Source organism: Mycobacterium sp. 2YAF39, assembly GCF_052114565.1.
Classification (GTDB): Bacteria; Actinomycetota; Actinomycetes; order Mycobacteriales; family Mycobacteriaceae; genus Mycobacterium.
This window is the reverse complement of sequence record NZ_JBFREZ010000002.1, coordinates 42333-63988: the sequence shown is the minus strand read 5'-3', so window position 1 is coordinate 63988 and position 21656 is coordinate 42333. Positions and strand designations below refer to the sequence as shown.

At 65.8% G+C, this 21656-nt stretch carries 23 protein-coding genes; 13 read left to right on the top strand and 10 right to left on the bottom strand.

The genetic code is table 11. From position 1 onward, the window contains the following. Nucleotides 1-40: 40 nt before the first annotated feature. Complete coding sequence (locus tag AB4Z42_RS05765; protein WP_442008191.1) at nt 41-703, top strand: TetR/AcrR family transcriptional regulator; 663 nt, start codon at nt 41-43, stop codon at nt 701-703. Nucleotides 704-705: 2 nt separating this feature from the next. Here AB4Z42_RS05765 and AB4Z42_RS05760 read toward each other — a convergent pair whose 3' ends face one another. Further along, nucleotides 706-2538 carry an acyl-CoA dehydrogenase gene (locus AB4Z42_RS05760; protein ID WP_442008190.1) on the bottom strand — a complete coding sequence of 611 codons (1833 nt, stop codon included), beginning with the start codon at nt 2536-2538 and terminating at the stop codon, nt 706-708. A gap of 136 nt (nt 2539-2674) precedes the next feature. Beyond that, nucleotides 2675-3352 (bottom strand): DUF427 domain-containing protein, encoded by a 678-nt coding sequence (locus AB4Z42_RS05755; RefSeq protein ID WP_442008189.1) that lies wholly within the window; start codon nt 3350-3352, stop codon nt 2675-2677. 115 nt (nt 3353-3467) lie between these two features. On the opposite strand from AB4Z42_RS05755, the gene AB4Z42_RS05750 reads away from it, so the two are divergent. Next, nucleotides 3468-4898 carry a WS/DGAT/MGAT family O-acyltransferase gene (locus AB4Z42_RS05750; protein ID WP_442008188.1) on the top strand — a complete coding sequence of 477 codons (1431 nt, stop codon included), beginning with the start codon at nt 3468-3470 and terminating at the stop codon, nt 4896-4898. A gap of 86 nt (nt 4899-4984) precedes the next feature. Then, the gene (locus AB4Z42_RS05745) at nt 4985-5518 is read left to right on the top strand and encodes a hypothetical protein (protein WP_442008187.1); all 534 of its coding nucleotides are present in this window, start codon (nt 4985-4987) and stop codon (nt 5516-5518) included. Here the strand turns inward: AB4Z42_RS05745 and AB4Z42_RS05740 are convergent. Continuing rightward, nucleotides 5515-5778 carry a DUF2631 domain-containing protein gene (locus tag AB4Z42_RS05740; protein WP_442008186.1) on the bottom strand — a complete coding sequence of 88 codons (264 nt, stop codon included), beginning with the start codon at nt 5776-5778 and terminating at the stop codon, nt 5515-5517. The two genes, AB4Z42_RS05745 and AB4Z42_RS05740, sit on opposite strands and share 4 nt — an antisense overlap. An 89-nt stretch (nt 5779-5867) precedes the next feature. Between AB4Z42_RS05740 and AB4Z42_RS05735 the strand changes: the two genes are divergently transcribed. Beyond that, nucleotides 5868-6701, top strand: coding sequence for a mycofactocin-coupled SDR family oxidoreductase (locus AB4Z42_RS05735; RefSeq protein WP_442008185.1), 834 nt, complete (start codon nt 5868-5870; stop codon nt 6699-6701). On the opposite strand, the gene AB4Z42_RS05730 is transcribed toward AB4Z42_RS05735, so the two are convergent. Continuing rightward, nucleotides 6694-7986 carry a cryptochrome/photolyase family protein gene (locus tag AB4Z42_RS05730; RefSeq protein ID WP_442008184.1) on the bottom strand — a complete coding sequence of 431 codons (1293 nt, stop codon included), beginning with the start codon at nt 7984-7986 and terminating at the stop codon, nt 6694-6696. The two genes, AB4Z42_RS05735 and AB4Z42_RS05730, sit on opposite strands and share 8 nt — an antisense overlap. Nucleotides 7987-8025: 39 nt before the next feature. On the opposite strand from AB4Z42_RS05730, the gene AB4Z42_RS05725 reads away from it, so the two are divergent. Together AB4Z42_RS05725 and AB4Z42_RS05720 are read left to right on the top strand one after the other, a co-directional pair. Next, nucleotides 8026-8895 carry a TIGR03619 family F420-dependent LLM class oxidoreductase gene (locus AB4Z42_RS05725; RefSeq protein WP_442008183.1) on the top strand — a complete coding sequence of 290 codons (870 nt, stop codon included), beginning with the start codon at nt 8026-8028 and terminating at the stop codon, nt 8893-8895. A 2-nt stretch (nt 8896-8897) separates the two neighbouring features. After that, the gene (locus AB4Z42_RS05720; protein WP_442008182.1) at nt 8898-9308 is read left to right on the top strand and encodes an ester cyclase; all 411 of its coding nucleotides are present in this window, start codon (nt 8898-8900) and stop codon (nt 9306-9308) included. Nucleotides 9309-9321: 13 nt separating this feature from the next. On the opposite strand, the gene AB4Z42_RS05715 is transcribed toward AB4Z42_RS05720, so the two are convergent. Together AB4Z42_RS05715 and AB4Z42_RS05710 are read right to left on the bottom strand one after the other, a co-directional pair. Continuing rightward, nucleotides 9322-9765, bottom strand: coding sequence for a nitroreductase family deazaflavin-dependent oxidoreductase (locus AB4Z42_RS05715; RefSeq protein WP_442008181.1), 444 nt, complete (start codon nt 9763-9765; stop codon nt 9322-9324). Next, nucleotides 9758-10612: an NAD(P)H-binding protein gene (locus tag AB4Z42_RS05710; RefSeq protein WP_442008180.1), complete on the bottom strand. Its 855-nt coding sequence runs from the start codon at nt 10610-10612 to the stop codon at nt 9758-9760. The genes AB4Z42_RS05715 and AB4Z42_RS05710 overlap by 8 nt, the downstream gene beginning before the upstream one ends. A gap of 80 nt (nt 10613-10692) precedes the next feature. Here AB4Z42_RS05710 and sigI point away from each other — a divergent pair, with 80 nt between their 5' ends. Then, nucleotides 10693-11550 carry an RNA polymerase sigma factor SigI gene (gene sigI / locus AB4Z42_RS05705; protein WP_442008179.1) on the top strand — a complete coding sequence of 286 codons (858 nt, stop codon included), beginning with the start codon at nt 10693-10695 and terminating at the stop codon, nt 11548-11550. Between the two features lie 66 nt (nt 11551-11616). On the opposite strand, the gene AB4Z42_RS05700 is transcribed toward sigI, so the two are convergent. Then, nucleotides 11617-12195: a fasciclin domain-containing protein gene (locus tag AB4Z42_RS05700; RefSeq protein ID WP_442008178.1), complete on the bottom strand. Its 579-nt coding sequence runs from the start codon at nt 12193-12195 to the stop codon at nt 11617-11619. A 136-nt stretch (nt 12196-12331) separates the two neighbouring features. Then, nucleotides 12332-13060: a peptide-methionine (S)-S-oxide reductase MsrA gene (gene msrA, locus AB4Z42_RS05695; protein ID WP_442008177.1), complete on the bottom strand. Its 729-nt coding sequence runs from the start codon at nt 13058-13060 to the stop codon at nt 12332-12334. 94 nt (nt 13061-13154) lie between these two features. Here msrA and msrB point away from each other — a divergent pair, with 94 nt between their 5' ends. Beyond that, nucleotides 13155-13649 carry a peptide-methionine (R)-S-oxide reductase MsrB gene (msrB, locus tag AB4Z42_RS05690; RefSeq protein WP_442008176.1) on the top strand — a complete coding sequence of 165 codons (495 nt, stop codon included), beginning with the start codon at nt 13155-13157 and terminating at the stop codon, nt 13647-13649. 14 nt (nt 13650-13663) lie between these two features. Here msrB and AB4Z42_RS05685 read toward each other — a convergent pair whose 3' ends face one another. Beyond that, complete coding sequence (locus AB4Z42_RS05685; RefSeq protein WP_442008175.1) at nt 13664-15400, bottom strand: cytochrome c biogenesis protein DipZ; 1737 nt, start codon at nt 15398-15400, stop codon at nt 13664-13666. Between the two features lie 133 nt (nt 15401-15533). Further along, nucleotides 15534-16241, bottom strand: a complete 708-nt coding sequence (locus tag AB4Z42_RS05680) for a fasciclin domain-containing protein (RefSeq protein ID WP_442008174.1) — start codon at nt 16239-16241, stop codon at nt 15534-15536. A gap of 165 nt (nt 16242-16406) precedes the next feature. On the opposite strand from AB4Z42_RS05680, the gene dxr reads away from it, so the two are divergent. The 5 genes from dxr to AB4Z42_RS05655 all read left to right on the top strand — a co-directional run bounded on the left by dxr (nt 16407) and on the right by AB4Z42_RS05655 (nt 21582). Continuing rightward, the gene (dxr, locus tag AB4Z42_RS05675) at nt 16407-17573 is read left to right on the top strand and encodes a 1-deoxy-D-xylulose-5-phosphate reductoisomerase (protein ID WP_442008839.1); all 1167 of its coding nucleotides are present in this window, start codon (nt 16407-16409) and stop codon (nt 17571-17573) included. Continuing rightward, nucleotides 17570-18784, top strand: coding sequence for a M50 family metallopeptidase (locus AB4Z42_RS05670; RefSeq protein ID WP_442008173.1), 1215 nt, complete (start codon nt 17570-17572; stop codon nt 18782-18784). The genes dxr and AB4Z42_RS05670 overlap by 4 nt, the downstream gene beginning before the upstream one ends. Before the next feature lie 7 nt (nt 18785-18791). Next, nucleotides 18792-19955: a flavodoxin-dependent (E)-4-hydroxy-3-methylbut-2-enyl-diphosphate synthase gene (gene ispG, locus AB4Z42_RS05665; protein ID WP_442008172.1), complete on the top strand. Its 1164-nt coding sequence runs from the start codon at nt 18792-18794 to the stop codon at nt 19953-19955. 87 nt (nt 19956-20042) lie between these two features. Then, the gene (locus AB4Z42_RS05660) at nt 20043-20897 is read left to right on the top strand and encodes a GNAT family N-acetyltransferase (protein ID WP_442008171.1); all 855 of its coding nucleotides are present in this window, start codon (nt 20043-20045) and stop codon (nt 20895-20897) included. 25 nt (nt 20898-20922) lie between these two features. Further along, nucleotides 20923-21582 carry a GNAT family N-acetyltransferase gene (locus AB4Z42_RS05655; RefSeq protein ID WP_442008170.1) on the top strand — a complete coding sequence of 220 codons (660 nt, stop codon included), beginning with the start codon at nt 20923-20925 and terminating at the stop codon, nt 21580-21582. The last annotated feature ends 74 nt before the right edge of the window (nt 21583-21656 follow it).

Sequence of the window (21656 nt, the reverse complement as noted above, 5' to 3'; positions counted from 1 at the left end):
CGAAATCATCAAAAGTGAGGAATTCTGCTACCTTGGGTGGGTGAGTGATCAAGCGGAGGCGTCGGTGAACCGCCTCGAGCGACGCAAACAGCGCACCCGCGCCGCGTTGATCAAGGCGGCGCAGGGCTTCATCGTGGCGGGCAAGGTCAATGCGCCGGTGCTGGAGATCACCCAGTCGGCAGATGTCGGGATGGGGTCCTTCTACAACCACTTCGAGAGCAAAGAGCATCTGTTCGACGCCGCGATCACCGAGGCGCTCGACGCCCACGGTGCGCTGCTCGACCAGCTCACCTCCTCGATTGAGGATCCCGCAGAAACCTTCGCCTGCCGCTACCGGCTGACCGGGCGGTTGTTTCGACGTCGGCCGCAGGAGAGCCAGATCCTGCTCGCGAACGGCTTGACGCTGTTGGCATCCGAGAAGGGTCTGGCTCCACGCGCGCTTCGCGACATCAACGAAGCGATGCGGGCGGGGCGGTTCACGGTCGATGATGCCGAACTCGCGTTGGCTGTCGCGGGCGGTGCGCTGCTCGGGCTCGGCAACCTGCTGCGCAATCAGCCCGACCGTGACGACGCCGAAGCCGCTGACACCGTGACCGAAGACCTGCTGCGTTTGTTCGGCCTGCCCGCTGACGAGGCCCGTGAAATCTGTCTGCGCCCACTGCCCGACCTGGACAGCGTGGCCCAACCGAATTCGGCAGCCTGACCCTAGAAGGCCGCCTCCGGCAGACGCATGATGTCGTCGTCGATGTTCTCGACGATCCTGCAGGTCGTCGTGATCCTCGGCAGCATGTTCGACGCGAAGAACGCGGCGGTTGCGATCTTGCCCTGATAGAACGCCTCGTCGTCGGCTCCCGGTCCGGCGGCCAGCGCCGCGTGCGCGATGTCGGCCTGCGCCAGAAGCCGCCACCCGATGATCAGATCTCCGACTGCCATCAGGTAGCGCACCGAGGACAGACCGATCTTGTAGATGTCCGACGGTTGTTCGGACGCCGCCATCAGGTATCCGGTCAGCGTGCCCGTCATCGCCTGCACGTCGGCGAGCGCCACCCGCAGCAGATCCGCATGCGGCTTCAGCGCTGCGTCGCAACTTTCAATGGTCTTGCTGATCTGCGACGCCACGTGCGCCAGGGCCGCACCGTTGTCGCGGAAGATCTTGCGGAAGATGAAGTCCAGCGCCTGGATCGCGGTGGTGCCTTCGTACAACGAGTCGATCTTCGCATCGCGGATGTACTGCTCGATCGGATAGTCCTGCAGAAATCCGGAACCGCCGAGCGTCTGCAGCGATTCGATCAGGACCTCCGAAGCGCGTTCCGAACCGACCCCCTTGACGACTGGGAGCAGCAGATCGTCGACCCGATGTGCCAGATCCGGGTCTGCTCCCGAGACATGTTGGGCGACATCACTGTTCTGATGTGCCGCGGCGTACATGTAGAGCGCGCGCAGACCTTCGGCGTAGGCCTTCTGAGTCATCAGGCTCCGCCGAACGTCGGGATGGGCGATGATCGCGACCCGCGGTGCGGTCTTATCGGTCATCTGGGTCATGTCGGCGCCCTGGATGCGCTCCTTGGCGTACGCCAGCGCATTGAGATATCCCGTCGACAACGTGCCGGCGGCCTTGACGCCGATGGTCATCCGCGCGTTCTCGATGACGGTGAACATCTGCGCGATGCCGTTGTGAATGTCGCCGACCAGATATCCGACGGCAGGCACACCGTCGGCGCCGAACGTCAGCTCGCACGTCGGCGACGATTTCAACCCCATCTTGTGTTCCAGGCCGGTGGTGAAAACGCCGTTGCGCGCACCGAGTTCGAACGTTTCGGGATCGAAGTGGAACTTGGGAACGAAGAACAGGCTCAACCCCTTCGTGCCCGGTCCCGCGCCCTCCGGGCGGGCGAGAACGAGGTGGAAGATGTTCTCCGCGGTGTCGCCGACGTCACCGCCGGAGATGAACCGTTTGACGCCATCGATGTGCCAGGTGCCGTCCGGTTGTGGAACGGCCTTGGTGCGGCCCGCTCCGACATCGGAACCGGCGTCGGGCTCGGTGAGCACCATGGTCGACGCCCAGCCGCGCTCCACACCCGCTGCGGCCCAACGCTTTTGCTCGTCGGTGCCCTCGATGTAGAGCGCGTTGGCCATGGTCGGCCCCAGCGCCCACCAGAAGCCGGCCGACGGATTGGCGGACAGCAGAATCTCGTTGATGGCCCAGACCAGCGGTGCAGGCGCTGGTACTCCACCGATCTCCTCGGCGATTCCGATGCGCCACCATTCGGCGTCCTTGACCGCCTGTACCGACTTGGCCAATTCGCCAGGCACGCTGATGGAGTGCGTCTGCGGGTCGAACACGGGCGGATGACGGTCGGCGTCGGCGAACGATTCGGCGACCGGTCCTTCGGCGAGCCGGGTGACCTCGTCGAGCATGGTGCGCACGGTGTCCACGTCGAGGTCGCCGTAGCCGCCGGAGTCCAGAACGCTGCCAAGTCCCAGCACCTCGAACAGGTTGAACTCGATATCGCGCACGTTGGCGATGTAGTGCCCCACCGCTGTTTCCCTTCCCTTCAGCCCATAGAAGTGTGGCTGAGCAGGGAAAACGTACGCAACCGTAAGTTACGGTGACGCAACCGTAGGAGGCGAGGTCATGGCGCGCGGTGTGATGTGGCTCATAGCCCGCCGACGCTCACGGTTTCGGCAGTCCCGCCACGACGTCCACTCGGTCGGGGTCGAAGCTCAAATACCCTCTGATGGGCAGGGTTTCGGGTAGCGGTTCCTCGTAACTCCATGCGACGTCCTCGACGATGCCGTCGCCCTCGATCGCGGACCAGTAGGTCGCATATCCCTTGTAGTTGCAGTAGCTGCTCGTCTGCGATCGCTGAAGCCGGTCGGTGCGCACCAGCGAGGGTGAGACGTAGAGGCGGGGTTCCAGGGCCGTTTCGAAGACGATCACCGTGTCAGTGGTGTCCACCAGAGTCTCGCCGCCGAGCGCGACGCGCAGTGCGCGATCGGTCGGCCGGCAGTCGACGCGGTGATAGGGATTCGGCGGGTAGTGCACGAGGCGACGCCCTTCATCCACCCACGCCTCGACCGCATCCCATGGGACCTGGACGTGGCCCGGCGCCTCGGGCACCGGCTCGCCCGGAAGATCCGCGATCTCGTCGACGGGAAACGCATAGCTCAACGGTCGGTCGGGCCGGTGCACCAGCAGCGCCCGTTCGGTGTCGATCACCGCGCGACCGTCGCGGATCGCCTGCACTCGCCGAGGGTGAGGTTCGACAAAAACGGTGCCCGAGGTCAGCGGCGGAGTGAACCATCCGGCAGGATCCTTACTCAGCGGACCACGCCCGGTAACGAGACTCATGAACACAGCCTTACAAAGGCGTGGAGAAGTGTCATTTCTTTGGCGAAGTCGCATGACAACGTCATCGAAGGAGTGCAATCGGGGGATTGCAGAGTTCGTTGTCGAACGGGGGGATATGAAACGACTCAACGGTGTCGACGCTTTGATGCTGTACAGCGAGACGCCCGAGGTCCACATGCATACGTTGAAGATCGGCATCCTCGATGTTTCGGGTGTCGACGGCTTCAGCTTCGAGATGTTCCGCCAGGTCGCCTACCCCCGGTTGATGGCTCTGACGCCACTGCGCTACCAGCTCGTCGACATCCCCATGAAGCTTCATCACCCGATGTGGACGGAAAACGACGACATCGACCTCGACTATCACCTGCACCGGGAGCGTGTACCGGCACCAGGCGGTCGCCGCGAACTCGATGTGCTGATCGGCGAGATCGCCAGTACACCGCTGGACCGCGACCGTCCGCTGTGGCAGATGTATCTCGTCGAGGGATTGGCGGACGGCCGAATCGCGATCGTTCACAAGGTCCACCACGTCCTTGCCGACGGCGTCGCGTCGGCCAACCAGATGGCCAAGGCGATGGAGCCCCATGATGCCGTCGACGTGGCGCCGCCGTCCATGGACGAGGTGCCCCGCGCCCGGGGCCACCTGCTGGCGGCCGCGGGCCGCGATCATGTGGGGCTGATCCGCAAGCTGCCCCGGTTGGTGAGTGAAACCGCCGCAGGGATCTCGCGGGTCCGCAGGCGATCCAAGGAACGCGGCGTGCATCCGGAGCTGGCCCGCAATTTCGCGCCGCCGCCGTGCTTCGTCAATCATGTGGTGACCCCGGGACGGCGGTTCGCGACGGCGCCGCTGGCGTTGTCCGATGTGAAGGAGACCGCCAAGCACCTCGGTGTGACGTTGAACGACATCGTGTTGGCGACGGTCTCAGGCGCGCTGCGCACCCTGCTTCTGCGCTACGACGGAAAGGCTGAATCGCCACTGATCGCGGGCGTACCGGTGAGCACCAATCCGTCTCGGGAGCGGTTGGCGGGCAACGAGTTCACTTACATCACACCGTCATTGCCGGTGCACATCGACGATCCGCTCGAGCGGGTGAGGCTGACGGCGGTGTCCACGGGTATCGCCAAGGAGAACCACCAGCTGCTGGGACCGGCGCTGCTGCCCGCCTGGATGTCCTATCTTCCGCCCGCGATGTCGCCGGGGATATTCCGTCGCCAGGCAAGGCGAGTCGAGTCGGCGAGCGTGTTCAACCTGACGGTGTCGAACGTGCCCGGCCCCCGCGACCGTGGCTCTATCGAAGGCGGCATGGTCACCGAGATCTACTCGGTCGGCCCTGTGGTGGCCGGCAGCGGGATGAACATCACGGTGTGGAGCTATGTGGACCAGCTCGCGATCTCCGTGCTGACCGACGATGTGACGCTCGCCGATCCTCACGAGGCGACCGACGCGATGATCGACGCCTTCGTCGAGATACGTCGGGCGGCGGGCATGTCCGTCGACCTCACCGACGTGGGCGCCGTCATGCCGTTCGCCGCGGCGGCGGGCTGAGCAAGGTTTACAGATTTTCTGAATTCGTCATGTCGGTGCCAAAACTGATTCTTTACAGATCCTCAAGAAAGTGTCACGCTTCGTAGGTGCCTCTGCCTCTCGACGAATCGAACTCCATCGGGAGCCGTCGCTATCAGCTGACCGTGGTCGCCTCGAGCATTGCCGACCTGGTCGGATCCGCCGGCGGATGGATGTGTGACAAAGCGAGAGCCGGGTGGGACGTCAAGGTGGTGCTCACCGACGACGACGACACCCGGCCCCTCGCGATCCTTGGTGCGTCGCCGCTGGATGCCGACGCCGAGCTGTCCGACGTGATGAAGGCCGCCTTCCGGGGCGGCGCACTCGCGGTCAGCGCAGGTGTGCTCGCGGACGAACGGATCCGCGCAGGTGTGCTCGGAATCTTGAAGCGCGGCCTGACCGAGGTGACGGTGTGGGGTCAGGACTGGCCGACCGAGCTCAGCCGCAAGGCCGACCCGATCGAGCACAAACTGAGTGCAGCCGCCAAGGCGTTCAAGGCGCACGCCCTCGGCGCCGCGACGGTGCCGAAGGGACCGGTCTCGGGGACCGAGACGCTCTTCAGCCTCGGCCCGGACGCGCTTCGCCCGCTGTACTCGGTCTAGCGGATCCAGCCGCGGCGGCGCAGCCACCAGTCACGGCCGACCGCGATGAAGATCAGTGCGGCGAAGCCGATGAGGAATCCGTCCTCGACACGTCCGACGTGATTGCCGCGCAGCATGGCCAGCAGAAACAGCGCCGCCACAATGCCGCCGATGTGGATCGCCTTGTGGTTCTCCGTCGACCATCCCCATGCGGCGGACGGCACATCCTCGACGTCAACAGTGTTGCTGCCGGTGTGTCGCTCGACCTCAGTCGTGGCCACGGCTGCTCCTCACGGTGGGCGGACAACTGCCGATATTCTGGCATACGCGCCTTTTCGGGGTGCTGCGAGCGGCCGTAGGGTCATGCGTCATGGCCAACCAGTTCGCGGGAAAAGTCGTCTTCGTCACCGGCGCGGCGCGAGGTCAGGGCCGCGCGCACGCCGTGCGGTTCGCCGAAGAAGGGGCCGACGTCATCGCGGTGGATCTGTGCGACCAGATCGACACCGTCGCTTATCCGATGGCGACACCCGAGGATCTCGACGAGACGGTGAACCTGGTCGAGAAGACGGGGCGCCGGATCGTGGCCGAGCACGTCGATGTCCGCGATCTCGAGGGCCTCAAGGCCGCCGTGGCCAAGGGTGTGGACGAATTCGGCCGGATCGACTTCGTGCTCGCCAATGCGGGGATATTGCCTGCGGCGGGTGAGCAGGGCAGCCAGATCGCGGCGTTCGTCGATGCGGTGAACGTGATGCTCAACGGTGTCTATTTCACGATCGTGGCCGCGCTGCCCGCCATGCTGTCGCACGGAGACGGCGGGGCCATCGTGATCACCAGCTCGGCTGCCGGGTTCAGACCGGTCACCGTCGACTTCGGCACGGCCAGCCATGGCGCAGCGGGTTACACCGCCGCCAAGCACGGTGTGATCGGGGTGATGCGTCATTTCGCAATAGCGCTGGCCGAGAAGGACATTCGTGTCAACACGGTGCATCCCGGTGGTGTGGCGACGCCGATGATCTACAACGAGGCGATGGCCGAATGGGCGGGGCAGCACCCGTCCTTCAGTCCGTCGCAGCAGCCGCTGCTGGACAGTCCGCCGGTCGAGCCGGAGGTCATCAGCGACACAATGGTGTACCTGTGCGGCACATCGGGCCGGTTCGTCACCGGGGTGGCGTTACCGGTGGACGGCGGCCAGATCGTCAAGTGATCTCGCCGTAGCGGCGAAGCGCCTCGGCGCGTTCGGCCTTGTGGTCGACCATCGGGTCGGGGTACTCGTCATCGTCGATTTCGGGCACCCACCGGCGGACGTATTCGCCGTCGGGATCGAACTTCTCGCCCTGGGTCGTCGGGTTGAACACCCGGAAATACGGGGCGGCGTCGGTGCCGCACCCCGCCGCCCACTGCCAGCCGTGCTGATTGTTCGCCATATCGCCGTCGACCAGCTGGTCGAGGAACCAGCGCGCGCCCCACTGCCAGGGCAGGTGTAGGTCCTTGACGAGGAAAGACGCCACGATCATGCGTACGCGGTTGTGCATGAAACCCGTTTCGGCCAGCTGCCGCATGCCGGCGTCGACGATCGGAAACCCGGTGCGGCCGGCCTTCCACGCGTCGAACATCGCGAGAGCGTTCTCGTCGTCGTCGACCGCGATCTTGTCGAACGATTTGTTCCAGTTCCACCACGCGCTGTCGGGCCATTCGTTGAGCACCGCGGCATAGAAGTCGCGGAAGGCAAGCTCCCGCAGGTAGGCCTGCGCCCCGGTGCCCTTGCCGAGGTCGGCGGCCATGGTGCGGGGATGGATGGTGCCGAACTTCAGGTGCGCCGACATCCGGCTGGTCGCCGGCAGGTCCGGCCGGTTGCGATCGTCGGCGTAGCCGTCGAGTTGCTTGCCTACGAACGACTTCCACTGGCGCCTGGCCGCGGCCTCGCCTGCGGGCAGCTCCAGCTCGACCCCGAGATCGGGGATCGCCACTCCGCCGGGGACGTCCTTGGGGTCGATCCACTTCGCGGATTTCGGGTCGGTCGATGCCGGGGACCGCCAACCGTGCTTCTGCCAGGCGGCGTAGAACGGGGTGAACACCTTGTACGGCGTGCCGTCGTCCTTGGTGACCCGTCCGGGCGATACCAGGTAGGGCGATCCGCTGGCTTCAAGGGGGATGTCGCCAAGTGCATCACGCACCGAGTCGTCGCGCCGCCGGCCGAACGGCGTGTAGTCCGTGGACACATGCACCGACGAGGCGCCGATCGCCTTGGCCAGGGCCGGAATTCGCTTCTCGGGACGTCCGCGGGTCACCTGCAGCCTGCCGTCGAGGCGCTCATCCAGATCCCGCAGGGCGTCGTAGAGGTACTGCAGTCGGCGCTGTCCCGCCGATGCCTTCAGCCGCGGGTCCAGAACGTAGCAGGCGAGCACCTCGCCGTCGGACGCCGCGGCGTCCAGCAGAGCGGGCAGGTCGGCCAGCCGCAGATCGCGCCGAAACCACATCAGTGTGGGCATGCCATTGATGCTGCCCGAATTTCCCTGTAGAGAAACAGGATGCAGTTCTGGTCGGGCACCCCGTTCATGAAAACGTCAGAAATCGTGCCCGTGGCCAGGATGCTCGACGAGGCGGGCTACGACGGCATGGTGTCCGCCGACCACCTCGTCTATCCCCGCAATCTCTCCTCGCCGTATCCGGACCACCCCAGTGGCAAGCCGCCCTGGCCACCCGAGACGCCGTGGCCGGACTGCTGGGTGCAGATCGGTGCGATGGCGGCGGTGACGAGTCGGCTGCGCTTCTCCAACGCCGTGTACATCGCACCGGCGCGCCCGTTGTTGGAGGTGGCCAAGCAGGTAGCCACCGCTGCGGTGCTGTCCGAGGGGCGGGTGTCGCTCGCGGTCGGCGTCGGGTGGATGCGCGAGGAGTACGAACTTCTGGGCCAGGACTTCACGACGCGCGGTAAGCGGCTCAACGAGATGATCCCGGCGTTGCGCGCGCTGTGGGGTGGAGGCTGGGTCTCGTGGGACGGGGAGCATTACCAGGTGCCCGAGATGATGATCGAACCTCATCCGGAGGCACCCGTGCCCATCCACTGCGGCGGGGAGTCGGATGCGGCGCTGCGACGTGCCGCCAAACTCTGCGACGGTTGGGTCGGTTATGCGTACGGATGGGACGAGGCGGAATCGTACGTGCAGAGAGTCCGGGCGTTCCGGCGCGAATACGGAAGAGACAGTGAGCCGTTCGACATCATGCTTGCGCTCCTGGAGCCGCCGACGCCGGATCTGTACAAGCGCGCCGAGGACATCGGCATCACGGCGGTGATGTGCAGCCCGTGGGGCGGAATCGAAATGCCGGGAACCGACATCGAGCGCTACCGCGAACCCATCGAGCGGTTCGCCGAGGACATCATCGGAAAGGTGCGGTAGGCATGAGTTTTGAAGGTGGCGAGGTCCGCGACCTCGTGCGCTGCCTGTACGCGGCGATCGATCGGCAGGATTGGTCGACGCTCGAGTCGGTGGTGTCCCCACGGGTGGTCGTCGAGGTCGACGGTGGCGGGGCGGTCGGATGGGACGAGTGGCTGGGCCGCCTGCAGGAGTTCGTCACCGCTTTCCCCGACGCCCGTCATGAACTCGACGAAGTTCTTGTCGATGGTTCGCACGGGGTGTCCCGGTGCCGGTTCGTCGGGACGCATACAGGCGAGTTCCGGGGTATCGCGCCAACCGGGGCCAAGGTGTCGATATCCGGGATCCACATCGACCGCTTTCAGGGCGACATGCTGGTCACCCACCGCGGCCAGCTCGACATGTACCGCCTCTACCAGCAGCTCGAAGGCGAGTGAGGCCGGACTGCTGTCAGCAGGCCGGGTCGAAGCGGAAAACCGCGAGTTGGCCTGCAAGCGCCTCGAATTCGTCCGGTGTGCCCTCGCGCACCAGTCCTGAGCGCTTGGCGAAGCCGACGCCCACCGGTACCTCGACGGCGAAGCTGCGCAGCACCGGGCCCGCATCGGCCGGACTCAGTTCGACGATCTTGACGCGTCGGGATCGACGTCCCCTGGTGAGTGTTCCGGCCCCGGCGGCGCGGGCGTTGGCGGCCCAGTCCGCACCCGGATAGCCCGCGACGGTGTAGAGACCGCCCTCGTGGTCGAACGGAGTCATGGGTGTGCTGCGCGGCTTGCCCGACCTGCGGCCGGGTACCGTCAGAATCTGGGACGGACCTGCGGGAATGCCGAGCTTCGCAATGGCCTTCACCAGCCGGTTCATCGGCTTGAGATAGCGCGGCGGACGATGATCAGACATGCGTTCTCCTTTGGTCGAACAGATGGTGATTCGCCGACACCGCGTCGGCGAACGACTGCGCGGGACGCCCGAGGATCTTCTCCACGCGGTCCGTCACCAGCGCCGGCTTCGCTACCGTCGCGGACAGCAGCGCGAGGTAGGCGTCGGCGAACGGGCTCGGAAATCCCGCGTCGGCGAAGTTCTGTCGTACGAGGTCGGCCGGGACCTCGTGGTAGGTCAGTCGGCGGTCCAGTGTGTGGCCGATGACATCGACCAACTCCGCATTGGTCAGCGCCTGCGGTCCGGTGAGCGGAATCCGCTGTCCGACAAGCTCATCGGTGAGAAGAGCGTGTGCGGCGACAGCGGAGACGTCCCGGTCGGCGATCGGGGCCGTCGATGCCGTCGCGTACGGGCCCGTGACGATGTCGCCGGCCCGGATCTGAGGTGCCCACATGCCGAAGAAGTTGGTGACGAACACCGTCGGCCGCAGGCTCACCCACTCGAGTCCTGAGCTGACGGCGAGCTGTTCGACCTCGAGGTTGCGGTCGCCGCGGAATCGCGACGGTTGTCGCGAGAAGTCGTCGTCGGCGTTGATCGCGGAGAGTGCGACAAGCCGGGTGACGCCTGCCAACCGCGCCGATCTCACCACCGCCTCCATTTCGTCGCCGAGCGCTCGAGAGTTGAGGAAGACCGCAGACGCGCCGTCGAGCCCGGCTTCGGCCGAATCGACGGTCCGCACACCGGCGGGAAATGCGGCGGCGTCGGGACGGCGGGTCACCGCACGCACCTCGACTCCGGCATTGATGAGATGCGTGACGAGTGGACGGCCGACGTTTCCCGTGGCGCCCGTGACGAGAATTGCGTTCATGACAGAAAAGACGGGGCCGGGTCTGGGAAAGTTACACAGCGTGGTCGTGACTTTTCGCCGTCGTGTTTCGTCTTTGATTCATGAATAGTTCCGCGACTGTCGATGCCGCATGGCGCAGTCATCGCCCATACCTGGTGAATCTGGCCTACCAGATGCTCGGGGACGTCGGCGAAGCCGAGGACGTCGTACAGGAGGCGTTCACGCGCCTGGCGCGGACGGACGTGGCGGAGATCGAGGACACGCGCGCGTGGCTGACCGTGGTCACCGGGCGGCTGTGCCTCGACCAGATGCGCTCTGCACGTGTTCGGCACGAATCCGCCGACGAGGCGACAGAACTGCGCGTCGCCGTCTCACCGGAACTGGAGCCCGCCGACCGGGTCACCCTCGACGACGAAGTACGCACCGCCCTTTTGGAGGTGCTGCGACGGCTGAGTCCCGGTGAGCGCGTCGCGTTCGTGCTTCACGACATTTTTCAGATGCCGTTCGACGAGATCGCCGAGACCGTCGGCAGACCTGCGGGCACGTGCAGGCAACTGGCCCGTCGGGCTCGCGCGAAGTTCTCCGACGCCTCCACACGCGTCACCGAAGTCAGTGATGCCGAACATCAGCTGGTCGCCGAGAAGTTCATCACGGCATGCGCCAACGGCGATTTACGGGAATTGACGGCGGTGCTGGATCCGTCCGTATGGGGTGTCGGCACCCTCCTGGGTGACGGGACTCCGCCGCCTCAGGTCAACCACGGGCCGCGCGATGTCGCGGTCAATCTGCTGCGCTACCTCGGTCAGGGCGCCACCCTGGTCAGTGGGCCGGCAGGCCAGCCGGTACTGCTGGCGTTCTCAGAGCGCCGGCTGTTCGCGGTCCTGGTGCTCACGCTGCGCGACGGACTGATCCAGAAGATCGAGGCGACCGTGGACCCGTCGGCCGCCATATCGCGCTGACACAAAGGGAAAGCAGCCCGGCATGGGGGTAGCGCGGGCTGCTTTCCTGTTCGGTTGTGCCGCAGGCTAATTCGCCGGCGGCATCAGGACGGTGTCGATCATGTAAACCGTGGCGTTGGCTGTCTGCACACCACCACAGACCACGGACGCGTCGTTGACCTTTATATCGTTGCCCATGCCGGTGACCGTTACGTCGGCACCCTGCACCGTCTTGTGCGTACCGACGACCTGTGCGGGCGCGGTCTGCCCGGGCACCACGTGGTAGGTGAGGATGCTGTTCAGAAGGGGAGCGTCGGTCTTCAGCTTCTCGATGGTCGCCGGATCCAGCTTGGCGAAGGCGTCATCGGTGGGAGCGAACACCGTGAACTGGCCGCCGTTGAGCGTGTCGACGAGGTTCACCTGCGGATTCAATTGTCCGGAAATCGCTTTGGTCAGCGTCGTCAGCATCGGATTGTTCGACGCGGCCACCGCGACGGGATCCATCGCCATGCCCTGGACGGATCCGGGTCCGGTCGGCACCTGCTGCGCGTAGGCCGAACAACCCGTTCCCACCATTTCGGCCTGGGCGGTGGTCGCCGAGCCGAGGGACAGTCCGAGAGCGGCTACTGCGGCGAAGCCAACCCCCAAGGTCTTTTTTGCATGCATGAATTCGCGTCCTTTCGTCGGGGGCGACGGGTGCCGCCTAACATCACTTCCACCCGGTATTCGGAGCCCGACGCGATGCGGATGGGTCGTCAGCCGCATGTGAAACGAAAACCCTTGTAAATCAGACCGGTATGGGTCAGCTGGTCTGCGGATTCACCAAGACGGGCTGATCGCGGTACAGGTCGGGGAACGTCTGCTTGAGCGCGTCGATCTTGGGCATGTCGTTGATGGCGATGTACGACGCGGTCGGGTTCAGATCCAGATAATCCTGGTGGTAGGCCTCGGCTGGGAAGAATCCCTTGTCGGCGTCGGTCCGCGTGACCACCGGTGCATCGAAGACCTTGGCGGCATTCAGCTGTGCGATGTAGGCGTCGGCGATCTTTCGCTGCTCATCGTTCTGCGGGAAGATCGCCGAACGGTACTGGGAGCCGACGTCGGGGCCCTGGCGGTCCAACTCGGTCGGGTCGTGAACGACGGAGAAGAAGACGTGAAGCAGCTGACCGAAGGTCACCTGGCTGGGGTCGTAGGTGATGCGCACCGACTCGGCGTGACCCGTGGTGCCGGTCCCGACGGTTTCGTACTGTGCGGTCGACCCGTCACCGCCTGCGTAGCCGGACATCGCCTGCGAAACGCCTCTGACTCGCTGGTAGACGCCCTGCACACCCCAGAAGCAGCCGCCGGCCAGCACCGCGGTCTCGCTCGCGCCGGGTGCACCCGCGGGTTCGTCCACCGTGGGCCCGGGGATCGTCACCGATGCGGCGGCACTCGGCGATGGTCCTGGCCCGCTGCACGCCACCGATACGGCAACCGTCACGAGCAGCGCAACGACGGCGATCAGCCGGCCTGCCGCCCTGGATGTCGTCACCCTCCAAGGGTAGCGACTCTCGCCCCGACCCTTCCTTACGGAACTGTGACAGCGATTCAGCCGCAACAACATTAGGACTAGGATCGAGGTCCTGATGGATGTGACGAGAAGGCGATTCCTGGTCACCGTTGGCGTGGCTTCAGTCGGCGTGCTCGCAGTGGGCGCATGCACGCGTTCGGCGGAGGCGAGCCCCGATGTGACCTTCGAGGTCACGCATTCCGACGCCGAGTGGAGGCAACTGCTCACGCCCGAGCAGTACGACATTCTGCGGCAGGCGGGCACCGAGACACCGTTCAGCAGTCCGCTCGATGACGAGCACGGGCAAGGTGTTTTCGCCTGCGCCGGGTGCGAGCAGGACCTGTTCTCGTCGGACACCAAGTTCGACAGCGGCACCGGGTGGCCCAGCTTCTGGCAGCCGCTCTCCGGAGCGGTCATCGAGCAGTCCGACGGCACCCTGGGCATGTCGCGCACCGAGGTGCTCTGCAGTCGTTGTGGCGGACACCTCGGCCACGTCTTCGACGACGGCCCACAGCCCACCGGTCTGCGCTATTGCATGAACGGCGACGCGATGACCTTCCGCGCCACCTGAGCGATTCACCGTCATCACCCGTAGGTGAACGAAAACACCTGCAGCCCTTTGGACAACGAGACCTCCACGTTTCCGGCTCCGTCCTGGTCATCGGCGACGATCTGACGCATGTTCGGGGGACCGCTGACCGGAATGGTCGTCGTCGTACCGTCGCGCGTCACCGTTACCTTTCCTGTGCCGCCGACAACCAGATAGACGTTGCGCGCGTGGTAGTTCAGCGCGATGGCGTTGTCGTCGTTGGCGGCGGTGACACCTTGATAGTCGAGCGTCCACGTGCCGCGTAGCGCGAAGCTGTCGGCGGCAAGCTGTTTGGGGAGCGCGAAGATTCGGGTGCCCTCGTCGTAGTCGCCGAGACCCGCGTAGTTGACCACCTTGCCGACGCTGAAGTACGTCTCCGGGGTGAGTGCGGAGGTGGGTGTGGTGTCGGGTGCGTCGATGGCCGGCGGGAGTCCGCTGCCGTCCTCGGAAAGGAGTTGCCGGATCAGGTTTTCGGTGACGTCGTAGTCGCCTTCGCCGAATTTGATGTGCCGCACCGTGCCCTGCTGGTCGATGAGATATTCGGCGGGCCAGTACCGGTTGCGGTAGTTGGTCCACGTCGAATACGAGTTGTCCATGGCGATCGGGTAGGTGATGCCGAGGTCCTTGGCGCCGCTCACGACGTTGGACTCGACCTTCTCGAACGCGTACTCGGGCGTGTGAATACCGATGACCTCGAAGCCCTTGTCGCGGTAGGCGTCATACCAACCCACGACATGCGGGATCGCGCGCTGGCAGTTGATGCATGAGTACGCCCAGAAGTCGATGAGAATGACCTTGCCGCGCAACGACTTGAGGTCGACGGGCGCATTTCCGGGAGTGTTGAGCCACTCCGTGATGCCCTTGATGTCGGGCGCGGTACCGCAGCTCTCCAGTTCGGGTGCCCCGTTCGAGCAGTTCGACAGCGCGGCGTTCTGGTCGTTGACGAGGCCGCCGAGATTGAGCTTCTCACGCAGTTGGTCTTCGCCGCCGACCCGCTCCTGCAGTGCGGAGGTGTAGTCGGGGATCGCCCGTTGCAGAACGGCGGGCAGGTTGAACACCAGCGCGACGGCCAGCAGGATCGTGACGACGCCTGCGGCGACGCGGATCGTGCGCTGCCTGCGCCGGAACGCGGCGACACGCTCGGCCACCCGTTGCCCCGCCAACGCGAAGAACAACAGCGGCAGGGCCGCGCCCACCGTGAAGGACAGCGTCAGCGCGACCGTCTCCAGCCCGATGGTTCCGGTTGCGCCCGCGACGACGATGGCGGCCAGCACCGGGCCTGCGCACGGCACATACAGCACGCCCAATGCCAACCCGAGTCCGAAACCGCTTTGCCCGGAACCGAACTGCTTTTGCGGCAACTTGGAGAACGGCTTCTCCAACAGCGCCTCGACCGAAGGGAAGATCAGCCCGAGGCCGATGGCCACCAAAGCGACGAGCGCCACCCAGCGGATCGCGTCCTGGGGGAGATGCAGCAGCGACAGCAGGGTCGAACCCAGCAGGGTGACGACGCTGAAGCTCAGCACGAGTCCGGCGATGACTCGGTACGGCCGAAGGGTTTCCGACAAATGGCGGGGCGCGACTTTCGTAGCGAGGGCGCCGGACCCGTCGGTCTCGGTGGGTCGACCGCTCTGTGTGCCGGAGAAGAAGATGACGGGCAGCACCGGCAGGATGCACGGCGAGATGCCGGTGATCAGCCCGCCGAGGAAGCCGATGGCTATCAGTGTCGTCATGTCTGTACTTCGTAGCGTAGGCCGGGTCGGACGCCATTGTGCGGCAGCGTCATTGATTGGTAATCAGCGCACAAGCGACGAGGCGGCCCGGCGAATTGCCGGACCGCCTCGTGCGGAACTCGTTGCAGCGGTGCTAAGGCGCAGGCTTGGCCGGCGGCATCAACACGGTGTCGATCATGTAGACCGTCGCGTTGGCGGTCTTCACGCCGCCGCAGACGAGGCCCGCGTCGTTGAATTTGAGGTCGGGACCGGCACCGGTCACCGCTACGGAGCCGCCCTCCATCGTCTTGTGGTCACCGACCACGGCGGCGGGACTGGCCTGCCCCTCGACGACGTGATAGGTCAGGATGCTGGTCAGCAGATCCGAATCGGTCTTGAGCTTCTCCAGCGTCGCCGCGTCGATCTTGGCGAACGCGTCATCGGTGGGTGCGAACACGGTGAGGCCGGGATTGCTGTTCAGGGTCTCAACGAGGTTGACGTTGGGGTTCAGCTTGCCGGAGAGCGCCGACGTGAGCGTCGTGAGCATGGGGTTGTTCGACGCCGCGACGGCGACCGGATCCTGTGCCATCCCGGACACGGAGCCCGGACCGCTGGGAACCTTTTCGGCGTAGGCGGCGCAGCCGGTACCCACGAGATCGGCGGCAGGGTCGGCTTTCGCGGTGGTGGCAGGCGGAGCCTCAGCTGTCATCGCCGGCGCCGAGCCCGACATTGCCGGCGCCGAGCTCGTCGCGGAGGTGCTCGAGGCCTCGGTGGACGAATTGCTCGAACATGCGGAAATCCCGAAAACCGCCAGCGCGGCGAGTCCTGCCGAGGCGATTGCCTTTCGGTGAACTGTCCTCATCACTACCCCATCTATGTCATGGACGACATGCGTCGCCGCCCTTGCGGTTCCAACGAAGGGGATTCGGAGCGCTCCGCGGTTCGGATGCCCTGCGTCACACTTGCGTCACATTCGCGCCGGGTGTGCCCGCTGCGCGACAATGGGTCGGTGAGTGATCGATTGCGTGTGCTGATCCTCGGCAGCACCGGCTCCATAGGCACCCAGGCGCTGGAGGTCATCGCCGCCAATCCGGACCGCTTCGAGGTGGTCGGGCTGGCGGCCGGCGGTGGCAATCCGGACCTGCTCGCCAAACAGCGTGCCGAGACAGGCGTGACGAATGTCGCGGTGGCCGACGCCGACGCGGCCGCGCAGGTCGGTGACGTCACCTATGCGGGCCCCGACGCCGTCACCCACCTGGTCGAGACCGCCTGCGAGACGAAAGGCGTCGACGTCGTTCTGAACGCGCTCGTGGGCGCACTGGGGCTCAAACCCACGCTCGCGGCCCTTGCAGGCGGCGCCCGGCTCGCGCTGGCCAACAAGGAATCGCTGGTCGCGGGCGGTCCGCTGGTGCTCAAGGCCGCTGCGCCCGGGCAGATCGTCCCCGTCGACTCCGAACACTCCGCGATGGCACAGTGCCTGCGCGGCGGCACCGGAGACGAAGTCGCGAAAATCGTGCTCACCGCGTCGGGCGGCCCGTTCCTCGGCTGGTCGGCCGCCGACCTCGACTCCGTCACCCCCGAACAGGCGGGGAAGCATCCCACCTGGTCGATGGGCCCGATGAACACCCTCAACTCGGCCACGCTGGTCAACAAGGGCCTGGAACTCATCGAGACACACCTGCTGTTCGGCGTCGACTACGACCGCATCGAGGTGGTCGTCCATCCGCAGTCGATTGTTCATTCGATGGTCACGTTCACCGACGGCTCGACGCTGGCCCAGGCCAGCCCGCCCGATATGAAGCTGCCGATCGCGCTGGCACTGGGCTGGCCGGCACGCGTACCCGCGGCGGCGCAGGCATGCGACTTCAGCACGGCCTCGACCTGGCAGTTCCAGCCGCTGGACGCCGAGGTGTTTCCGGCCGTCGACCTCGCGCGACAGGCAGGCCAGCGAGGAGGCTGCCTCACCGCCGTGTACAACGCAGCGAACGAGGAAACAGCCGCCGCCTTCCTCGAGGGAACTATCCGATTTCCCGCCATTGTGCGGACAATCGCCGAGGTCCTGCGCGCTGCCGACCAGTGGGCCGCCGAACCCGCTACCGTGGAAGACGTACTCGACGCACAGCGCTGGGCCCGCGAGCGGGCAAAGCGCGAAGTCGAGAAGGAGACTTCAAGAAAAGGACTACTCACCACATGATGTTCGTGCTCGGCATCATCGCCTTCGCGTTGTGCATCCTCCTGTCGGTGGCACTGCACGAATGCGGCCACATGTGGGTGGCGCGCGCCACGGGAATGAAGGTGCGTCGCTACTTCGTCGGCTTCGGCCCCACCGTGTGGTCGACGCACCGACCGAACAAGCTGGGTTCAACCGAGTACGGAGTCAAGGCCGTCCCGCTCGGAGGTTTCTGCGACATCGCGGGTATGACCTCGATCGACGAAATCGCGCCCGAGGACGAGCGCTACGCGATGTACCGGCAGAAGACGTGGAAGCGCGTCGCCGTGCTCGCCGCCGGTCCCGCCATGAACTTCGTTGTCGGCCTGGTGCTGGTCTACGCCATCGCGGTCATCTGGGGTCTGCCCAACCTGCACCCGCCGACCCAGGCGCTCGTCGGCGAAACAGGTTGTGTCGCTGCGCAAATCAGCAAGGACCAGGTCGCCGACTGCACTGGACCCGGCCCGGCCGCAGAAGCCGGAATCCGCGCGGGCGATGTGATTGTCAAGGTCGGTGACACCTCCGTCTCCACCTTCGACGAAGCCCGGAAGGCCCTTCAGGAGGCATCCGGCCCGACCACCGTCGTCTACGAGCGTGACGGGCAAGTCAGCAGCGCGGTCGTCGACGTCACCAGAACGCAACGCTTCACGGGCGAGGGTGACCAGCCGTCGACCGTCGGCGCCATCGGTATCGCCGCCGCTCACTTCGGGCCGACGCAGTACAACCCGTTGTCTGCGGTACCAGCTACCTTCGCGTTCACCGGCGACCTGACCGTCGAACTGGGCAAATCGCTGGCCAAGATCCCGACGAAGGTCGGTGCCCTGGTGCACTCGATCGGCGGTGGAGAGCGTGATCCCGAGACACCGATCAGCGTGGTCGGCGCCAGCATCATCGGCGGCGACACCGTCGAGGCGGGGCTGTGGGTGGCGTTCTGGTTCTTCCTGGCCCAGCTCAACTTCGTCCTCGGCGCGCTCAACCTCGTTCCGCTGCTGCCGTTCGACGGCGGCCACATCGCGGTTGCGGTATTCGAGAAGATCCGCAATATGATTCGGTCGGCGCGCGGCAAGGTGGCCGCGGCGCCCGTCAACTACCTCAAGCTGATGCCTGCCACCTACGTCATCTTGTTCGTGGTCGTGGGCTACATGCTGCTGACCGTCACCGCTGACCTGGTCAATCCGATCAGGTTGTTCCAGTAGGAGAACCATGACCTCTATCGGTCTGGGGATTCCGGCGCCACCGGCGCCGACCCTGGCACCACGCCGCAAGACGCGCCAGCTGATGGTGGGCGACGTCGGCGTGGGCAGCGACTATCCGATCGCAGTGCAGTCGATGTGCACCACCAAGACGCACGACATCAACTCGACGCTGCAGCAGATCGCCGAGCTGACCGCGTCGGGTTGCGACATCGTGCGCGTCGCCTGCCCGCGCCAAGAGGACGCCGATGCGCTGCCGGCCATCGCGAAGAAGTCGCAGATCCCCGTCATCGCGGACATCCACTTCCAGCCCAAGTACATCTTCGCCGCGATCGACGCGGGGTGCGCCGCCGTGCGCGTGAACCCTGGCAATATCAAGGAGTTCGACGGCCGGGTCAAGGAAGTCGCGAAAGCGGCAGGGGCAGCAGGCATTCCGATCCGCATCGGCGTCAACGCCGGGTCTTTGGACAAGCGTTTCATGGAGAAGTACGGCAAGGCGACTCCGGAGGCGCTGGTCGAGTCCGCGCTGTGGGAGGCCTCGTTGTTCGAGGACCACGGCTTCGGCGACATCAAGATCAGCGTCAAGCACAACGACCCCGTCGTCATGGTCGCCGCCTACGAACTGCTGGCGTCCAAGAGCGATTACCCGCTGCACCTCGGCGTCACCGAGGCCGGGCCGGCATTCCAGGGCACCATCAAATCCGCCGTCGCGTTCGGCGCGCTGCTGTCCAAGGGCATCGGCGACACCATCCGCGTCTCGCTGTCCGCGCCGCCCGCCGAAGAGATCAAGGTCGGCAACCAGATCCTCGAATCGCTGAACCTGCGCCCGCGTGGCCTGGAGATCGTGTCGTGCCCGTCATGCGGGCGCGCGCAGGTCGACGTCTACACGCTGGCCAACGAGGTGACCGCAGGGCTCGAGGGCATGGAGGTTCCGCTGCGTGTCGCGGTCATGGGCTGCGTCGTCAACGGACCCGGCGAGGCCCGCGAAGCCGACCTCGGCGTGGCGTCCGGGAACGGCAAGGGCCAGATCTTCGTCAAGGGTGAGGTCATCAAGACGGTGCCGGAGGCGCAGATCGTCGAGACGCTGATCGAAGAAGCGTTGCGACTCGCCGAAGAAATGGGGACATCGCCGGAATCAGACGCAAGCGGTTCGCCGATTGTGACCGTAAGCTGAGCATGGCCCTGTGAGCACGGAGCCGCTCCGGCGGCGACATCGAACAGGGGTCACCGCACCGCCCGGGAACGGCTAGAAAGAGTCTCCATGTCGGCTCCGCCGCTATTTCGCCGCGTCGATGAGCGACGGGTCTCTGTGGTGCGCGAGGCCGGCGACGTGTATCGCGTGCTCGACGAGGATCCGGTCGGCGCCTGCATGGTCGCCTCGCGGGTCGTTGAGCACGGAATCGAGCCGGCGGCGATCGGCGGCGAGCTGTGGACCCGTGCGCGACCGACCGAATCTCTCTGCTACGCAGGGGCGAATCTGATTCCGCTGCGCGGTGGCACCGACGATATGTACGCCTTCGCCGACAAGGCGATGAGTACCGCGCGGCGCTGTTCGTCGTTGGTGGGCCGGGCCGAGATGGTGCTTCCGTTGTGGCAGCGACTCGAGCCCGCCTGGGGTGCGGCCCGTGACGTGCGCGAGCACCAACCGTTGATGGCGCTGAGCACCCCACCTGTCTGTGCGACGGACCCGGCCGTGCGCCAGGTGCGCGCCGACGAACTCGATGCCTATCTGGTCGCGGCGATCGACATGTTCATCGGCGAGGTCGGCATCGACCCGCGTATCGGTGACGGCGGCCGCGGGTACCGCCGTCGGGTGGCGGGTTTGATCGCCGCAGGCCGCGCGTGGGCCCGGTTCGAGCGTGGCCAGGTGGTCTTCAAGGCCGAGGTGGGGTCCCAGTCGCCGTCGGTCGGCCAGATCCAGGGTGTGTGGGTGCATCCCGATTGGCGGGGCCGCGGGATCGGGACCGCGGGCACGGCGACGCTCGCGAATGCGGTGGTGCGCGGCGGGCGTACCGCGAGCCTGTACGTCAACGGCTTCAACACCGTCGCCCGGGCCACCTACGACCGGATCGGCTTCACTCAGGTCGGCACGTTCGCGACCGTTCTGCTCGACTGATTCTCGGGTGGCTACGCTCTGGGGCATGACCGATGAGGACCCCCGGGTTGCGCGCCGCGAGATCGCGGACACCTTGGTTCGAGCGCTCGAGCGCCGCCATGAACTCCTCGACGTCGTCGTGGACGCCGAGGACTACGACGCCGCGATCGAGGCGATCGCAAGCCATCTCGGCACATCGGCCGTCGCCGCGGAAGCCGTGCTGCGGTTGTCGTTCGACCGGCTGACCAAGGTCGCACGACGCAGGATCCGCGCCGAACTCGAGGATCTGAACAATCAGCTGAGCTTCACCATGGGCGAGCCGGCCAGCTCGGTGGACAGCATGGTGCTGCGTCCGTTCGCCGCGGACGACGATCGCGACATCTTCGCCGCCCGCACCGCCGATGTGCAGGAGGCGGGTGACGGTTCGCGAGAGCCCGCCGGGGACCTCGAGGACGAGATCCGGGCCGGGCTGGACCGCGTGCATGCAGAAGACGCGGCGTGGCTGGTCGCCATCCACGGTTCGCGCAAGATCGGCATGGCCTTCGGCGATCTGATCTCCGGCGAGGTCAACGTGAGGATCTGGATCCACCCCGATTACCGCAAGCAGGGCTACGGCACTGCTGTGCTTCGCAAGTCGCGCTCGGAGCTGGCCGCCTACTTCCCGGCCGTGCCGTTGGTGGTGCGCACACCGGCAGCGGGGTCCTGACACCCGTCGAAATCAACGTTTCGCAGGCCGGCTCTCGAACTTTGTGTGCAAAACGTGGATTTCGTGCGCGCCTC

Coding starts and splice junctions, on each gene's coding strand:
- AB4Z42_RS05755 (WP_442008189.1), bottom strand. CDS start 3,352: ATGAGTCTCGTTACCGGGCGTGGTCCGCTGAGTAAGGATCCTGCCGGA.
- AB4Z42_RS05750 (WP_442008188.1), top strand. CDS start 3,468: ATGAAACGACTCAACGGTGTCGACGCTTTGATGCTGTACAGCGAGACG.
- AB4Z42_RS05735 (WP_442008185.1), top strand. CDS start 5,868: ATGGCCAACCAGTTCGCGGGAAAAGTCGTCTTCGTCACCGGCGCGGCG.
- AB4Z42_RS05730 (WP_442008184.1), bottom strand. CDS start 7,986: ATGCCCACACTGATGTGGTTTCGGCGCGATCTGCGGCTGGCCGACCTG.
- AB4Z42_RS05725 (WP_442008183.1), top strand. CDS start 8,026: ATGCAGTTCTGGTCGGGCACCCCGTTCATGAAAACGTCAGAAATCGTG.
- AB4Z42_RS05720 (WP_442008182.1), top strand. CDS start 8,898: ATGAGTTTTGAAGGTGGCGAGGTCCGCGACCTCGTGCGCTGCCTGTAC.
- AB4Z42_RS05715 (WP_442008181.1), bottom strand. CDS start 9,765: ATGTCTGATCATCGTCCGCCGCGCTATCTCAAGCCGATGAACCGGCTG.
- AB4Z42_RS05710 (WP_442008180.1), bottom strand. CDS start 10,612: ATGAACGCAATTCTCGTCACGGGCGCCACGGGAAACGTCGGCCGTCCA.
- sigI (WP_442008179.1), top strand. CDS start 10,693: ATGAATAGTTCCGCGACTGTCGATGCCGCATGGCGCAGTCATCGCCCA.
- AB4Z42_RS05700 (WP_442008178.1), bottom strand. CDS start 12,195: ATGCATGCAAAAAAGACCTTGGGGGTTGGCTTCGCCGCAGTAGCCGCT.
- msrB (WP_442008176.1), top strand. CDS start 13,155: ATGGATGTGACGAGAAGGCGATTCCTGGTCACCGTTGGCGTGGCTTCA.
- AB4Z42_RS05685 (WP_442008175.1), bottom strand. CDS start 15,400: ATGACGACACTGATAGCCATCGGCTTCCTCGGCGGGCTGATCACCGGC.
- AB4Z42_RS05680 (WP_442008174.1), bottom strand. CDS start 16,241: ATGAGGACAGTTCACCGAAAGGCAATCGCCTCGGCAGGACTCGCCGCG.
- AB4Z42_RS05670 (WP_442008173.1), top strand. CDS start 17,570: ATGATGTTCGTGCTCGGCATCATCGCCTTCGCGTTGTGCATCCTCCTG.
- ispG (WP_442008172.1), top strand. CDS start 18,792: ATGACCTCTATCGGTCTGGGGATTCCGGCGCCACCGGCGCCGACCCTG.
- AB4Z42_RS05660 (WP_442008171.1), top strand. CDS start 20,043: ATGTCGGCTCCGCCGCTATTTCGCCGCGTCGATGAGCGACGGGTCTCT.
- AB4Z42_RS05655 (WP_442008170.1), top strand. CDS start 20,923: ATGACCGATGAGGACCCCCGGGTTGCGCGCCGCGAGATCGCGGACACC.